Source organism: Serratia sp. CY76391, from assembly GCF_052166695.1.
Lineage (GTDB): Bacteria > Pseudomonadota > Gammaproteobacteria > Enterobacterales > Enterobacteriaceae > Serratia > Serratia nematodiphila.
This window is the reverse complement of sequence record NZ_JBJNOJ010000002.1, coordinates 99,784-114,926: the sequence shown is the minus strand read 5'-3', so window position 1 is coordinate 114,926 and position 15,143 is coordinate 99,784. Positions and strand designations below refer to the sequence as shown.

Annotated in this window: 17 protein-coding genes; 11 read left to right on the top strand and 6 right to left on the bottom strand. The window is 62.0% G+C overall.

Translation table 11 applies throughout. From position 1 onward, the window contains the following. Nucleotides 1-27: 27 nt before the first annotated feature. Nucleotides 28-1,266: an NAD(P)/FAD-dependent oxidoreductase gene (locus ACJ8PN_RS07780; protein ID WP_171454001.1), complete on the top strand. Its 1,239-nt coding sequence runs from the start codon at nt 28-30 to the stop codon at nt 1,264-1,266. 127 nt (nt 1,267-1,393) lie between these two features. After that, entirely contained in the window at nt 1,394-1,687 is a 294-nt protein-coding gene (locus tag ACJ8PN_RS07775; RefSeq protein WP_004928553.1) for a SelT/SelW/SelH family protein, read from the top strand. 6 nt (nt 1,688-1,693) lie between these two features. Here the strand turns inward: ACJ8PN_RS07775 and ACJ8PN_RS07770 are convergent, their stop codons facing one another. Further along, nucleotides 1,694-2,635 (bottom strand): LysR family transcriptional regulator, encoded by a 942-nt coding sequence (locus ACJ8PN_RS07770; protein WP_015377850.1) that lies wholly within the window; start codon nt 2,633-2,635, stop codon nt 1,694-1,696. Nucleotides 2,636-2,732: 97 nt separating this feature from the next. On the opposite strand from ACJ8PN_RS07770, the gene ACJ8PN_RS07765 reads away from it, so the two are divergent. The 7 genes from ACJ8PN_RS07765 (at nt 2,733) to ACJ8PN_RS07735 (ending at nt 7,347) form a co-directional block, all read left to right on the top strand. Beyond that, the gene (locus ACJ8PN_RS07765; protein ID WP_411261884.1) at nt 2,733-3,932 is read left to right on the top strand and encodes an MFS transporter; all 1,200 of its coding nucleotides are present in this window, start codon (nt 2,733-2,735) and stop codon (nt 3,930-3,932) included. Nucleotides 3,933-4,026: 94 nt separating this feature from the next. Then, nucleotides 4,027-4,521 carry a TIGR00645 family protein gene (locus ACJ8PN_RS07760; protein WP_004928561.1) on the top strand — a complete coding sequence of 165 codons (495 nt, stop codon included), beginning with the start codon at nt 4,027-4,029 and terminating at the stop codon, nt 4,519-4,521. Between the two features lie 188 nt (nt 4,522-4,709). Next, complete coding sequence (fabZ, locus tag ACJ8PN_RS07755; RefSeq protein WP_004928563.1) at nt 4,710-5,165, top strand: 3-hydroxyacyl-ACP dehydratase FabZ; 456 nt, start codon at nt 4,710-4,712, stop codon at nt 5,163-5,165. 30 nt (nt 5,166-5,195) lie between these two features. After that, nucleotides 5,196-5,984 (top strand): spermidine synthase, encoded by a 789-nt coding sequence (locus tag ACJ8PN_RS07750; protein ID WP_004928565.1) that lies wholly within the window; start codon nt 5,196-5,198, stop codon nt 5,982-5,984. A gap of 80 nt (nt 5,985-6,064) precedes the next feature. Continuing rightward, on the top strand, nt 6,065-6,259 hold the full coding sequence (locus tag ACJ8PN_RS07745) for a ribbon-helix-helix protein, CopG family (RefSeq protein ID WP_004928567.1): 195 nt from the start codon (nt 6,065-6,067) through the stop codon (nt 6,257-6,259). A gap of 147 nt (nt 6,260-6,406) precedes the next feature. Then, nucleotides 6,407-6,808 (top strand): VOC family protein, encoded by a 402-nt coding sequence (locus tag ACJ8PN_RS07740; RefSeq protein ID WP_015377846.1) that lies wholly within the window; start codon nt 6,407-6,409, stop codon nt 6,806-6,808. Then, nucleotides 6,808-7,347 (top strand): dihydrofolate reductase family protein, encoded by a 540-nt coding sequence (locus ACJ8PN_RS07735; protein WP_021504579.1) that lies wholly within the window; start codon nt 6,808-6,810, stop codon nt 7,345-7,347. The genes ACJ8PN_RS07740 and ACJ8PN_RS07735 overlap by 1 nt, the downstream gene beginning before the upstream one ends. Here the strand turns inward: ACJ8PN_RS07735 and ACJ8PN_RS07730 are convergent. From ACJ8PN_RS07730 to ACJ8PN_RS07720, 3 genes are all read right to left on the bottom strand, one after another. Beyond that, complete coding sequence (locus tag ACJ8PN_RS07730; protein WP_351110039.1) at nt 7,332-8,726, bottom strand: MFS transporter; 1,395 nt, start codon at nt 8,724-8,726, stop codon at nt 7,332-7,334. The genes ACJ8PN_RS07735 and ACJ8PN_RS07730 overlap by 16 nt on opposite strands. A 113-nt stretch (nt 8,727-8,839) precedes the next feature. Further along, a complete protein-coding gene (locus ACJ8PN_RS07725; protein WP_351110041.1) occupies nt 8,840-9,907 on the bottom strand; it encodes an oxidoreductase in 1,068 nt (355 codons plus the stop codon). A 12-nt stretch (nt 9,908-9,919) separates the two neighbouring features. After that, nucleotides 9,920-10,669: a DeoR/GlpR family DNA-binding transcription regulator gene (locus ACJ8PN_RS07720; protein WP_033645883.1), complete on the bottom strand. Its 750-nt coding sequence runs from the start codon at nt 10,667-10,669 to the stop codon at nt 9,920-9,922. Between the two features lie 150 nt (nt 10,670-10,819). Between ACJ8PN_RS07720 and ACJ8PN_RS07715 the strand changes: the two genes are divergently transcribed. Then, a complete protein-coding gene (locus ACJ8PN_RS07715; protein WP_049188846.1) occupies nt 10,820-11,695 on the top strand; it encodes an alpha/beta hydrolase in 876 nt (291 codons plus the stop codon). On the opposite strand, the gene ACJ8PN_RS07710 is transcribed toward ACJ8PN_RS07715, so the two are convergent. Both ACJ8PN_RS07710 and ACJ8PN_RS07705 read right to left on the bottom strand, forming a co-directional pair. Beyond that, the gene (locus ACJ8PN_RS07710) at nt 11,622-12,839 is read right to left on the bottom strand and encodes an MFS transporter (protein WP_351110046.1); all 1,218 of its coding nucleotides are present in this window, start codon (nt 12,837-12,839) and stop codon (nt 11,622-11,624) included. The genes ACJ8PN_RS07715 and ACJ8PN_RS07710 overlap by 74 nt on opposite strands. Further along, the gene (locus ACJ8PN_RS07705) at nt 12,830-13,996 is read right to left on the bottom strand and encodes a serine hydrolase domain-containing protein (RefSeq protein ID WP_442534780.1); all 1,167 of its coding nucleotides are present in this window, start codon (nt 13,994-13,996) and stop codon (nt 12,830-12,832) included. The genes ACJ8PN_RS07710 and ACJ8PN_RS07705 overlap by 10 nt, the downstream gene beginning before the upstream one ends. Nucleotides 13,997-14,117: 121 nt before the next feature. On the opposite strand from ACJ8PN_RS07705, the gene ACJ8PN_RS07700 reads away from it, so the two are divergent. Beyond that, nucleotides 14,118-15,005, top strand: a complete 888-nt coding sequence (locus ACJ8PN_RS07700; protein ID WP_021504572.1) for a LysR family transcriptional regulator — start codon at nt 14,118-14,120, stop codon at nt 15,003-15,005. Nucleotides 15,006-15,143: the final 138 nt, after the last annotated feature.

The following is a 15,143-nucleotide window of genomic DNA, read 5'->3' as shown; positions in this document are numbered from 1 at the left end:
CCTACTTTCTTATGAAAGGAGACCTGCATGAAACCAGAAAAAATAAACACCCTGAAGAAAGTTGTTGTTATTGGCGGTGGTTCATCTGGCATCGGCGTCATCGCAAGCATAAGGAAGCGAGTTAAAGATGCGGATATAACTGTCGTTGAACCCAATGACTGTCATTATTACCAGCCGGCATGGACCCTGGTGGGCGGCGGGCTCTTTGATATCAATAAAACGCAGCGCGCCATGCGTGATGTTATTCCATCTGGCGTCTCATGGCTCCAGGACAGCGTTGTCAGGGTTGATCCCAATGAAAAATATATCGAGACCCGTCAGGGGAAACGCGTAAGCTATGATTTCCTTATTGTTGCCTGCGGCCTTGTTTTACGTTGGGATAAAATAGAAGGCCTTGAAGAGACGTTAGGATTCAACGGCGTCACCTCTAATTATCGTTTTGATCTTGCAGAATACACCTGGCAACTGGTCCGGGAGATGCAAGGCGGCAAGGCGATATTTTCCCAACCCACGCTTCCCATAAAATGCGCCGGCGCGCCGCAAAAAGCCTTATATCTTTCATGCGACCATTGGCGGCGGCAAGGCGTTCTGAATAATATTAACGTCAATTTCTGCCTTGCGGGCACGGCGGTTTTCGGCATTCCGCAATTTGTCCCCCCGCTGAGTGGCTATTTGGAAAAATACCGTGCACAGGTCAACTTCAATCATAATTTAATCCGTATAGATGGCGAAAATCGGCAAGCGATATTTGCCGTGGAGAAAAATGAAGAAGAAAAACGCGAGTTAACCCTGCCCTTCGATATGCTTCACGTGGTGCCGCCTCAATCAGCCCCGGCGTTTATTTCGCAAAGCGGACTCGCGGATGGCGCCGGCTGGTGCGATGTGGATAAATTGACGCTGCAACATAAGCATTGGCCGGATATCTTTGCGGTAGGCGACTGTTGCTCAACGCCAAACGCCAAAACCCTGGCGGCAGCGCGAAAGCAGGTGGTAGTGGTGGCGGAAAACGTCGCGGCACGTATTCATGCCACGCCTCTCACAGCCCATTATGATGGTTATGGTTCCTGTCCATTGACGGTCGAGAAAGGCAAAGTTGTGCTGGCGGAGTTTGGCTATGACGGTAAATTGCTGCCCACGTTTCCACTGCTCGACGCAACCCAGCCCAGCCGTATGGCCTGGTGGCTGAAAGCCTGGTTTTTACCCCGGTTTTATTGGGCGGGCATGCTGCGCGGGGTTGAATGGTTTGCCGGAAGCAAGCGGCCGTGATGCACACTCGGCTCCCCTTGTCGCTCTGGCCGCAGCAGGCGCTTGACTATTCGGCGATACACAGCCACCATCGCTTGCGAGCCCGCAGGCTGATTGTAAGCCGTCACCACTAACCGGTCGATCAACAATGAAAAACGCACCCGCCGTTACGATTCACTACTGTTCACAATGCAACTGGCTGCTGCGCGCCGGCTGGATGGCGCAAGAGCTGCTGAACACCTTCGGCGACGATCTCGCCTCCGTCACCCTGATGCCGGGCACCGGCGGGGTCTACCAAATCAGCGTCGATGGCGTGATGATTTGGGATCGCAAGATTGACGGCGGCTTCCCCGATGCGGCGCAGTTAAAGCAGCGGCTGCGCGATCACAGCTTCCCCGATCGTTCTCTCGGCCACAGCGACGGTAAAAAAGCCAGACACTGAAGGCCGTCAGCGCCCCGTCGGCGGCTGCGCGCCGAGAATGCGCGGCATCGTTTCTTTCATCATTTCCATGAATTTGCGTAAACGCGCGGGATAATAGCTGGCGTAGGGATACAACAGGTAAATAGGCAGTGGCTCGGCTCGCCACAGGGGTAACAGCGTCTGCAGAGCGCCTTGCGCCAATTCTTCTTTCACCACCCAAGATGACACGATCGCGACGCCCAGCCCTTCCAGCGCCGCCTTGCGCGCCGCATAAAGGCTGTCGGTGCTCAACCTCGGCGCGATGTCGAAACGCCGCTGTTCACCGCTGGTCGCGTGGGTCAAGACAACCTCATTACGATAAAAACTGTTTACCGCCAGCCACGGCAATGAGGCCAAATCGTCGAGATCGACGATCGCCGGTCGTTCAGCCAACAGCGCCGGTGACGCGACCGTGCTGCGCGGCACCTCCGCCAGCAACACCGCCACGACCGACGGATCGGTCACCGCACCGACGTGAATGGCGCAATCCACGCCTTCGGGAATAAAGTCCGGAGAATGATCGTTCAGCGTCCACTCAACGTAAGTTTGCGGGTAGCGCCGCAAATACTCGCCCAACGGACCGATTAGCTGATCCTGGCCGAATGCGTGCGGTGCCCGCACGCGCAACACGCCGACCGGTTCGTCGCGCGCGCCGCCAAGCCCTTCTTCCAGGCTTTGCCATTGTTCGATCAGCCCCCGCGCCTGGCGGTAACAGCGCTCGCCGTCGTCGGTCAGTTTGAGGGCGTGGGTGGTCCGCTGGATCAGTTTGGCGCCCAGCAGCTGTTCCAATGCCTGCAGACGCCGGCTGATCGTCGGCTGCGAAGTGCCCAGTTGCTGCGCCGCCGCCGACAGGCTGCCGCTTTCGACGATGCGCACCAGCGTGTGCAGCAAAGTTATGCGGTCACCGTTAGGTAAGTTAATTTTATTCATACGTTGAGTGTATAACAGTTTTACCTGCGAGGGGGCTACAGCGGCATGAAGCAAGCGGTAAAAATGACCGCACATTCACCTTACAGGAATTTTTGCCATGAGCACCGCCACCACCCACGGCGCACCGTCCGCCAACGTCGTATTTCTGCTGGCCGCCGGCGCCGGCCTCAGCGTCGCGTCAATCTATTACAGCCAGCCCATGCTTGGCATGATGGGCGCCGATTTCCACGCCGGCGTCGCCGATGCCGGCATGGTGCCGACGCTGACCCAGTTAGGCTATGCACTGGGCATTTTACTGTTGGCGCCGCTCGGCGACCGGTACGATCGCCGGCGGATCATTCTGGTAAAAGGCGCGCTGCTGACGCTGACACTGTTACTCTGCGCTTTTGCTGCCTCGTTCCCGCTGTTGTTGCTCAGCAGCCTGGCGATAGGCCTGACCGCCACCGTCGCGCAGGACATTATCCCCGCCGCCGCCACGCTGGCGCCGGAGGCCAGCCGCGGCAAAACCGTCGGCGCAGTGATGACCGGGCTATTGGCCGGCATTTTGCTGTCGCGGGTGTTCAGCGGCGCGATCGCCGAGTACGCCGGCTGGCGCAGCGTCTACGCACTCGCGGCGCTGGGCGTTTTGTCGATCACGCTGGCGATCTGGCGCATGTTGCCGCGTCTTCGCCCTCATAACGCGCTGAGTTACCCCGCGCTGCTGCGCTCGCTGGGACATCTGTGGGCCGAGTATCCCGCTCTACGGCGCGCAACGCTGGCGCAAGGCTTTCTGTCATTGGGCTTCAGCGCTTTCTGGTCAACGCTGGCGTTGATGCTGGCGGAGCGCTACCAGATCGGCAGCGCGGCCGCCGGCGCGTTTGGCCTGGCGGGGGCGGCGGGTGCGCTGGCGGCGCCGTTGGCGGGCAGTCTGGCCGATCGGCACGGCCCTGACGTCGTGACCCGTATCGGCGCGGGACTGGTTCTGGCCTCCTTCGCCTTGATGTTTCTGCTGCCGCTGTTGCCGCTCCCGGCGCAACTGGCGCTGATTGCGCTGAGCGCCGTCGGATTCGACCTGGGCATCCAGGCTACGCTGATCGCGCACCAAACCATCGTTTACGGTCTCGAACCGGCAGCCCGCAGCCGATTGAACGCCCTCTTGTTCACCGGCGTGTTCATCGGTATGGCGACCGGCGCCGCCCTCGGCAGCCGCATTCTGGCAAGCGCGGGCTGGCCGGGCGTCGTGGCGCTGGCGACGGCGGCGGGGGCCGTGGCGCTGTGGATCCGCAGCGGGCGCAAAACGGCGCGCGTAGTGGCCTGATAGCGCCCTCTGCTGGCGCAAGCGGTTGATTTCACCCAGGCCTCTTGCGCTATACTGAGCGCCCTTTTTGCTACGCATTTAAAACAATTTTATGATGGAACGCTTGCTAGAAAACGCGATGTACGCCTCCCGCTGGCTGCTCGCGCCGGTTTATTTCGGCCTTTCGCTCACTCTGGTCGCCCTGTCGATCAAGTTTTTTCAGGAAATTCTCCACGTCCTGCCAAATATTTTTGCCGTTACCGAAGCCGATCTGGTGTTGACCTTGCTGTCGCTGATCGACATGGCGCTGGTCGGCGGCCTGTTGGTGATGGTGATGTTCTCCGGCTATGAAAACTTCGTCTCGCAATTGGATATCACCGAAGGGAAAGAGAAACTGAGCTGGCTGGGCAAAATGGACGCCACCTCGCTGAAAAACAAGGTCGCCGCATCTATCGTCGCCATCTCCTCCATTCACCTGCTGCGGGTGTTTATGGACGCCAAGAACGTGCCCGACAACAAGCTGATGTGGTATGTGATCATCCACCTCACCTTCGTGCTCTCCGCCTTCGTGATGGGTTATTTGGACAAGGTGACCCGCTCCAAGCACTAAACGCGCCACCACGCCCGATCGTCAGGATCGGGTGTCTTCCCCTCCTTCGCTGTTCCCCAACCGTCGCCGCCGTCATGTCTTTCATCTGGCACATCTGATGATAATTTTATTATAATGTCATTACACTCATTATGGACCGAACGCCGGCCACCGCACCGGATTCGCCGCAGACAGGATCACGCACTTCCATGCCATTAAACGGTCACCCCCTGCAATTCAACGATATTCAGGCGATTCTGCCTCATCGTTATCCCTGCCTGTTGGTCGATCGCGTACTGCCCGCCGGCACCTGCATTGCCGAAGGCCGGCTGAGCGCCATCAAGAACATCACCGCCAATGAGCCGACGTTCTGGAACGGCCATGCGCACTTCGCCGGTTTTCCCGGCGTGCTGTTGGTGGAAGCGCTGGCGCAAAGCACCGGGCTGCTGGCGCATTATTATCTCGGGGCGTTGAATGAAGGGGAACATTACTACTTCGCTTCCATTCAGCGGGCGCGGTTTTATCGCGCCGCCCGTCCCGGCGACCAGGTGTTGATGGAGGTCGCCTTTGTACGCCGGCGGGGCGCGATCGCCCGCTTCACCGGCCGCGCCAGCATCGATGGCCGGCGCATTTGCACCGCCGATTTCATGTGCGCCCGTAAATAGGCCGCTTGCCAAAGGAAACCTGCGAATACCATGTCTCTGGTTGACAGCTTACTCAGAACCCTCGATTTCTCCCCGCGCGGCCAGGTGATCGCTCGCGAAACCGACGCCTGGGGCGAAATCATCGTTTCCGATCACAAGGACTACCGCACGCTGCGGTTTGACGGCATCTGCGAGCAAAGCAAGATGAGCCTCAGCAACCCCGCGCAACCGATCCACAACTACATCAAAGCGATGCTGATGGCGGTGGCCTGGCAGCCGCCGACCTCGGCGTTGATCCTGGGATTAGGCGGCGGCAGCTTGCTGCGTGCGCTGCACGCGCTCGATCCGGCCATGCGTCTGGACGTGGTTGAACTGCGCGCCGCGGTGATCGCCGTCGCACGCCGCTATTTTACGCTGCCGGCCACCGACACCATCAGCCTGCGTACCGCCGACGCCATGGACTTTGTGCGCCCGCCCGCCGAGACGCGTTACGATCTGATTTTCTCCGATCTCTATTCGGCGTTCGCCATGGATCCGCAGCAAGGCACCCAGACATTCCTGGAAAACTGCGCCGCGCGGCTGAACGACGGGGGCTGGCTGGTGCTCAATTACCACGATCTGCCCGATGAAAACAGCCTGCTGTACCACAGCCTGCACCGGATATTCGGCACCGTATTATTTTGCGTCGCCCCCAGCGGCAACGTGATCATTTACGCCACGCCGGCGCAGGTGACGTTGCCGCTCAGCACGCTGCGCACGCTGGCCGCCGGCAGCGGCGAGCTGTTCAACTGCGAACTCGGCTACCTGTCACGCAAAATAGAACGGCTGCATTTCCGCTAAGAACGAGCGGCGACGCGGTCTGGCTGGCCGCTTCGTCCACATGGTATTATCATTCAGTCATCATTCTCTGGAGGATCCTGATGGAAAAGAAAACGGCGCGGCTAACGGTGCTGATTGACCCGGACAAGAAGAAAGCTCTGGAAGAGCTGTGCCTGCAGCAGGACGTCACCCCTTCTCAGGTGGTGCGTCAGCTGATCCGCGATTATCTGCACAAGCATCAGGTGGATTATCCCAGCCAGCCGACCCACGCCAATCCGCGCGTCGAGAGCAATTGAGGCGGCCCGCCCCATAAACCGTGAAGCGCGCTTTGCCCCCCTGCGAGCGTCCCTAATCCGAATCCTCCACGGCGGTCTGTCCATCCTGCGATATCGCTGCTACTGTTTTAGGCGTTCATTATTCTCTCTTGGGGAAGGAAACGCGCCATGTTCAGCCATATTACCGTCGGCGTCAGCGATCTGGATGCCGCCGCCGCGTTCTACGACGCCATTCTGTTGCCATTGGGCTTACAACGGCGGGAAGTGACGCCGGACGGCGGCCCCGCCGCCCGCTGCTGGGTGATGCCAGGCCAAACGCTGCCGCGTTTTTACGCCTACCAACCCTTCGACAGACAGCCCGCCAGCGCCGGCAACGGCAGCATGCTGGCCTTCCTCGCCGCCGACGAGCTGGCGGTTAAACGCGCCTACGCCGCCGGTCTGCTGGCGGGCGGCAGCAGTGAAGGCGAGCCCGGCGAGCGCGCGCACTACGGCAAAGGCTATTTCGGCGCTTACCTGCGCGATCCCGACGGCAACAAGGTGCATGTGGTTTATCGGGGAGATCTCGCCTGATGAAATGCTCGGTTTACATCGCCACCAGCGTAGACGGATTCATTGCCGGCCCGGATGGCGACATCGACTGGCTGCTGCGGCCCGAATATGCGGTTTCGCTGCTCAATGGGTTAAGTTTTGAAGCGTTTGTCGCCGACATCGACGCGCTGGTGATGGGCCGCCATACCTATGATAAAGTCCGCGCCTTTCCCGAGTGGCCCTATGGCGCACTGCCGGTGGTGGTGCTGTCGACGCAGCCGCCCGCGCCGCACGCAACAGGCCACGTTCGCTGGATGAATGGCGAACCGGCGGCCATCGTGGCGCAGTTGGCCGAGCAAGGCTGCCGTCACCTGTATATCGACGGCGGCCAGACCGTGCAGCGCTTCCTGCAGGCCGGCTTGATCGACGAACTGACGATTACGCGCGTGCCGCTGCTGCTGGGCGGCGGTATCCCCTTATTCGGCGCCGATGGCCAGGAGCAGCGCCTGCGCCTGCTTGCCGTCACTTCATCGGACAACGGTTTCGTGCAAGAACGCTACGCGGTTCAGCGCGCGCCGTAACGCAGCATCAGGCGGCCGCCGCCGAAGGCGATGAGCAACGCCGCCAATGCCAACAGCGCCGCCACGCCGTAGGTCACCCGCATGCCGTAAGCCGCGGCGGCCGCAGTGCCCGCGACCTGCTGCGAAGCCAGATAAAACAGCGCCCCCATCGCCGACGCGCCGGTGATCGCCCCCAGATTGCGCGACAGGTTCACCATGCCGGCGATCAGCCCGCGCCGTTCAGGAAACAGATCCTTCATCAGCATGGTGTTGTTGGCCACCTGAAACAGCGCATAGCCGGCGGTCAGCAGCGCGATGGGGGCGATATAGCCGAGCACGCCCCAACGGTTAAGCAGCGACAGCAGCGCCGCGCCGGCGGCCACCGCCGTCAGCCCAAGCAGGGCAATGCGCTGCGATCCAAAACGATCCACCAGATAGCCGGCCGGTATGCCGGTCAGGATCGCCACCGCCGGTCCCGCCGACATCACCAGTCCCACCTGCGCGGCGCTTAACTCCAGCGCGCGTGACAGATAGAACGGCCCGACCACCAGCATGGCGGTCATGACCGTCATCACCAGCGCGCTGGCCGCCAGCCCCGCCGTCAGGGCCGGATGGCGGAACATCGAGAGCGCAAACAGCGGCGATGCGGCGCCGCGCTCCACGCGAATAAACAGCGCCCCCGCCAACAGCGCCCCCAGCATCAACGCCAGATTGAGTGCGCCGAAGTCGCCGCGCCCGAGGGTCATCGCCAGCGAATAGCAGAGCAATGCGCCGCCCAGCAGCAACGTGCCGGCACGATCGAACGGTTCCGCGCGCGCTGCCGCGCGCGGCCCATTCGGCAAGTATCGCCAGGCGAGCCACAGCGCCAGCAGGCCCAGCGGCAGGTTGATCAGGAACATCGCCCGCCAGCCGAAACCGGCGATCAGCGCACCGCCCAACGACGGCCCCAGCGCGGTGCCCACGGCCGACATCGTGCCGAGCAGCCCCATCGCGCGGCCGATTTTTTCCGTCCCCAGCGCCTCGCCCGCCAGCGCCATGGCGATCGACATCATGACTGCGCCCCCCAGCCCCTGCGCCAGGCGCGCCGCCAGCAACAGCCACAGTTGCGGAGCCAGCGTGCAAATCAGCGAAGCGGCGGTAAACAGCGCGATGCCCGCCAGCAGCAGGCGGCGGCGATTGAGGCTGTCGCCCAAACGGCCGATGCCGATAATGCAAGTGGTGACGGCCAGCAAATAGCAGAGCAACACCCACTGCACTGCCTGGAACGAGGCATGGAACGCAGTGGCGAGCGCCGGCAGCCCGACGTTGGCAATGCTGATGCCAAGCGATGACAGCAGCATGCTCAGAGAAAGAGCGGCCAGTATGCCGCGGACGCCTTGCGGCGAAGGGTGGGATAACATGATGAACACTCCTGACATAGACTGCGGGTAAGCCTATGTCAGAGGTTAGGATGGCGGAAGACGCATGGCATGCACTGTATCCATGCGCCTGACGCCTTATCTGACGCGAGCCGTTACCAGGCGGCGATTTCCGCCTCGGTGAGCGGCAACGGCTGAGTCACACCGGTTTCCGCCGCCAGGGTGGCCGCTTCCAGCACCGCCATCACCGCCAACGCCTGCGCCGCGGTAACCGGGTTGGCGCCTGCGCCGCGCAACGCATCGCGCACCTGGAAGTAATACTGGCGCTGATCGCCATCCGGCGTCGGCAGCGTGCGCACCGGCTCCGTACCGATAAACAGGCTCATCGTGTCGTCGTCTTTACCCCACTCCGCCGAACCCGGCGTCACGCCGGCCAGCAGTTGGCTTTCCTGCCCGTCTGCGCGCGCTTTGACCACGCTGCCTTTCTCGCCGTGCACGGTAAAGCGTGAGACGCCGCCCGCCACCAGCATGCTGCCGTGCAGGATCACGCGGTGCGTCGGATAGTTCAGCACCACGTGGGCCCAGTCGTTAATCTGCGCGTTGGGGCGCAACGTGGCGATGTTGGCCTGCACGCTGCGCGGCAAACCGAACAGCTGCAGCGCCTGATCGACCATGTGCGGCCCCAGATCGAACCACAGCCCGCTGCCAGGGAGGTTTTGTTCACGCCAGCGCACCCGTACTTCAGGGCGATAGCGGTCGATATGGGACTCAAAGTGCGTCACCTTACCGATCAGCCCCTGCTCGATCACCTGTTTCACCCCCAGGAAATCGCTGTCCCAGCGACGGTTCTGGAACACCGACAGCAGGCGGCCGTGCTTCTCCGCCGCGGCAATCAGCGCGCGCGCCTGCGCCAAATCCAGCGTAAACGGCTTATCCACCACCACGTGCTTGCCCGCCTCCAGCGCGGCCAGCGCCAGCGGCGCATGGGTGTCGTTCGGCGATGCGATCACCACCAAATCCACCTCCGGCCGGCGGATGGCCTCCAGCGGATCGGCGATCACCTGCGCGTGCGGCAGATCGGCATGTACCTTGGCGGCATCGCGCGAAGCCACCACGCTCAGTTCCAACCCCGGCACCGCGTTAATCAGCGGCGCGTGAAACGCCTTGCCGACAAAGCCGTAGCCAATCAGGGCTACCTGCAACGGTCGAGCGGTATCGTTCATCAGTGTTCTCCTCTAGCGGTCGTCGGCGACGACACAAAGTTCAATCAATGATTGTTCGTCCAGGTTGTCCCACGGGCGATCGGTAAACAGGCGTTGGATCTGCGCCAGATCCGCAACGTGATGCGGCTCGCAGCGATCCAGTTTCATATGGTCGGCCACCAGCCAGCGCTCGCCGCTGTTAGCCAGCATGGCGCGTTTGACCTCTGCATCGGCCTCTTCGCCGGCGCTCAGTCCCAGCTGAGGATGCACCGCGCAGGCGCCCAGCAAGGCGATATCCGCACGGTAGCGCGCCAGCAACGCCAGCGTGGCGCTGCCGGCGAACAGCCGCTGGCGCGCATCCCACTGGCCGCCGAGCAAGATCAGATTGATCTCCGGCCTGTCGCTCAGGCACTGCGCGATATCCAGCGAAGCGGTGATCACCGTCGCCGGGCCACGCAACGCCTGCGCCACCGCCAACAGCGTACTGCCCGCATCCAGCATCAGGGTGCTGCCGGGCGGGATCTGCGCGGCCACCGCGCGGCCAAGCCGCTGCTTGACCTGCGGCAACAGCGCAGCGCGCGCCTGGCGCGGCATGCCGGACGGTTCGAGCGCTATCGCCCCGCCGTGATGTTTCTGCGCCAACCCCTGCCGCTCGAGATCGGCCAAGTCGCGGCGCACGGTATCGACCGAAACACCGATGGCGCTGGCCAATTCCGCCACCGCCGCCTGCCCGCGTTCGCTGAGCAAATCCAGTAAATGGCGCTGTCGTGCCGCTTTGTGCATGGGGTCATTTCCGCAGTAAAAAGCATAAAACGGCAATATACAGCAGATAACAGCATCAGAGAAGACGCATTTGCGCGCACAGGAGATCAAACATCTTTTCGCCGCCAGGACAATGATGGAGGCAGAACGCATAACAATCAGGAGAAAGGCATGAACATCGATCTGACGTTTGAAAACCTGAACGCGCGCGCCGTGCAATACAACGCCCGCGCGTCGGTGGAGGATTTTGACGCCTGCATGGCGGAATACGCCGCGCTGGCCCAGCGCGCCAAGGCACAGACGCCCGGCATTTACGATCTGCGTTACGGCATGAGCGCCGCCGAGCGCCTCGATCTGTTCCCGGCCTGCACGCAGCCCGCCCCGCTGCTGATCTTTATTCATGGCGGCTACTGGCATTCGCAGCGCAAAGAGGAAGCCTGTTCGATGGCCGCCGCGTTTGCCCAGCGCGGCGTGGCCGTCGCCACGCTGGAATACACGCTGGCGCCAGAAGCGACGCTGGCGGAGATCGTGCATGAGGTGCGCAGCGCCGTCGCCTGGCTTTATCATCACGGGGCGCCGTTCGGCATCGACCCGGCGCGCATTTTCGTCAGCGGCAGTTCGGCCGGCGGCCACCTGTGCGGCATGCTGATCGCCGACGGCTGGCAGCAACGCTATCGTCTGCCGCCCGATGCGATCAAAGGCGCGCTGGCGCTGAGTGGCCTCTACGATTTGCGCCCGCTGTGCGATATCTACATCAACGACTGGCTGCATCTGACGCCCGAACAGGCGCAAACCCTCAGCCCGCTGTTTCTGCTGCCGGAGAAAGACCATGCGCCGCAGATCCTGCTCGACGTCGGCCAGCGCGAAACGCAAGGGTTCAAAAACCAAACGCAGGCCTATTATGACGCCTGCCTGGCGCGCGGCCTCGACGTTCAGTTGCTGGCCGATCGCCACTGCAATCACTTTACGCTGGTCAACGAACTGGCCGATGCGGAAAGCGCGATGTTCCGGCAGGTGATGGCGATGATTGACGCAACGCAGCGGTAGCCTGCCGCTGCAACCGCAGCCTGGCGGCGATCGTTATCACCGCCAGCGCGGCGAACAAGGCTCCGCACAGCAGGCTGCCCTGTAGCCCCCACGCGGTGATGGACCAGCCGCCCGCCAGCGAGCCCAGCGCCACGCCCAGATTGATAAAGGCGATATACAGCCCGGTGGCGAACGCCGGCGCCTGCGGCGCTTCGGATGTCAACCAGACCTGCGTCACGATCAAACCGCTGGTGTGCGCCGCTCCCCAATACAGACAAAGCGCCGTCATCGAACCGATATTCGCGCTACCGTAGTGATACAGCAGCGCATAAGCCGCAATCAAGGCTAGCGGGTGCAGCAGCACCGTCAGCGCTCGATGGCGGCTCAACCCCTTGCCGGCCAACAGGTTGCCCGCGACACCGCCCACGCCGAACGCCACCAGAAGAAAGCCGATGACGCCGCCGCTGAGGCCGATTTCACGGCTGAGATATTCAGCCGCGTAAGCATAGACGGCGAACATGGCGGCAAAGATCAGCACGCAGGTGATGATATTCAGCCACAGCGTCCCGCTGCGCAGGATCATCAGCTGTTTGCCATAGCTGAGGCGCTGCACGGCCGCATCAGGCAAGCGCCACAGCAATCCCGCCGCCGCGAGGAGATTGACCCACGCACAGAACCGGAACGAGGCTTCATAGCTGAACTGCCCGGCGATCCATTGCGTCAACGGTATCCCCAACACCATGCCCATGCTGGTACCGATGAACGCATAGGCGGTTGCTTTGGTGGCCTGATGCGGGGGATAAAGCGCCGCGGCCGCCACCATGGCCAGCGAAAAATAGATCGGATGAAACAACGCCGGCACAATGCGCAGCAACATGAGCATGGCGAAGCTGTCCGTCTGAGCGGACAGCGCGCTGGCCGCCGCGAACACGGTCAACGCGATCAACAACATGCGTTTGCGATTGAATCGCGACGCCAGCAGCACCAACAGCGGCCCGAGCAGCGCGATGGTCAGGGCGAAGATCCCGACCAGCCAGCCTGCCTGCGCCGTGGAGATGCCATACCGCGCGATGATCTGCGGCAAAATGCCCACCACGCCAAACTCGATGCAGTAGACGCCGAACAACCCCAGCGCGATAAAGAAAATCGGTGGCATCAGACGCATGACATCGCTCCCGTCGCGGCATAGACCGCCTGACAAATCTCGCCGACAAAGGCGCCTGACATGCCTTCCAGCGCCGTGTTGGTAAACGCCACCACGCTGAGCTGCCGGACAGGATCGACGAACCAGGAATGGCCATAGGTGCCGCCCATTCGCCAGCTGCCAACGGACTCCGGCGTTTGCGCGGCGATGGGGTCTTTCAGCACGGTGATGCCGAGGCCGAAACCGCGCCCCGGCCAAAACGGCATCGGCAGATCGCCGATTTGGTTGGTGGTCAGCGCCGTCACCCATTCGGCCGGCAGCACCTGCCCGCCCCCCTGGCGCAACGTTTCCAGCAGGCGCAGGAAATCCTCCGCCGAACCGACCATGCCGGCGCCGCCGGAGGCGTACGCCTGCGGATCCAGCGCACGCGCCGGCGACAGATGAAAACCGGCGCTGCCATCGATAAAGGGTAAACGATCCGGTTGGCGCAAACGGCGCGGCTCGCCGGGATGATCGGCGTAAGCGGCCGCCAAACGTGCGGGATCCACCGCCAGGAAATCGGTATCCGTCATCGCCAGCGGCCCGGTCACCCATTTTTTTACTGCCTGCGCCAGCGGCAGGCCGCTCGCCTGTTCGATCGCCGCGCCCAGGACATCGGTGGCGATGGAATAGCGCCACGCCGCGCCGGGCGGAGCCAGCAAAGGGGCGCAGGCAATACGCCGCACGTTTTCCTGCAGGCTGACAGACGCTTCATCCATGCCGTCGGAGACGCCCAGCTGGGCATAGAATCCCCCTTCCGGCTGGAAAAAGCGGTAGCTTAGTCCGGCGGTGTGGGTCATGAGATGCCGTAGCGTTATCAACGGAGTGGTGCCGTCCGCCAGCCGCGGGCGAAAATTCGGCAGCCAACGGGTGATCGGATCGTCTAACCGCATGGCGCCTTGCGCCATCAATGCCAGCGCCGCCGTGGACACGATCGGTTTGGATACCGAGGCCAGACGAAACAGCGTATTGAGCGCCATCGGCTTGCCCGCTTCGCGATCTGCCATACCCGCCGCGCGGCGATAAACGATCTCACCGCCCTGCGCCACCAAAACGACCGCGCCAACCAATCGTTTTTCACGCAAGGCTTGCTCTATCGCGCCGTCAATCGCGTTGGCAGAGGATCCGTATTCATTCATCTTTATTACCCCAGGTAGTCAGCCCATGCTGTCGCCACCGAGCATAGAGCGTGGCGATTAACGAAAAAACAGGCTAGATTTCTTTTCATAGCGGACACTCAAGTCCGCAATGGGGCAAACAATGGATAATCTGTCTGGGGTGAACGTCTTTGTGCAGGCCGCGGAGACGCTGAGTTTCGTAGAGGCCGGGCGCGTGCTCGGCATTTCCGCTTCCGCGGTGGGGAAAAGCATCGCCCGCCTGGAAAATCGGCTGGGTGCGCGTCTGTTCCACCGCAGCACGCGCAGCATGACGCTGACCGCAGAAGGCCGGCTGTTTCTGCACCGCTGCCAGCGCATTCTCGGGGAATTGGCGGCGGCGGAACGGGAAATCAGCGATACGCACAGCGCGCCGCGCGGCAAGCTGCGTGTCAGTTTGCCGCTGGTGGGCGGCCTGCTGAATCCGGTGCTGGCGGAATTTGTCCGGCGTTACCCGGAGATTGAACTGGAAACCGATTTTTCCGACCGTCGAGTCGCGGTGATCGAAGAAGGGTTCGATGCGGTGATCCGCGTGGGCGATACCGAGGATTCTCGCTTAATGAGCCGCCAACTGGGCACGTTTCACCTACAGCTGGTGGCGGCGCCAGAGTATCTGCGCCGAGCGGGAATACCCCGCCAGCCGGCAGAACTGCGCGATCACGCCTGCCTGTTATACAGATTCCCCACCACCGGCAAAGTCGAGACCTGGCCGGTGGCGGGCGGAGATAAACTGCTCGACGAAGGCCTGGGCAAGCGCACGGTATGCAACACCGTCGACACGCTGATTTACCTGGCGGAACAGGGCCTGGGCATCGCCTGCTTGCCCGATTTCGCGGTGCGAGAGGCGCTGGAGCGACGGCGGCTCCAACCTGTGCTTGGCGACCACTGCCGACACAGTGGCAGCCTCAAAATTCTCTGGCCTTCAAGCAAACATCTTACACCGCGTCTCAGGGCATTTATCGACATCATGAGCGTTCGCCTTTTCTCGGCCTGAGTCCTCTATCGTGCCAGAGCAAATTCAGCTTTGCTTTGCACAAAAATAGCTAAGGCGCAGCCTGCCGCGCCTGCCAGCAGCTCTGACGGCGGCACAGTGCCGTCGTTATATTCCATTCAGAGATATGGAAGCGCCGTT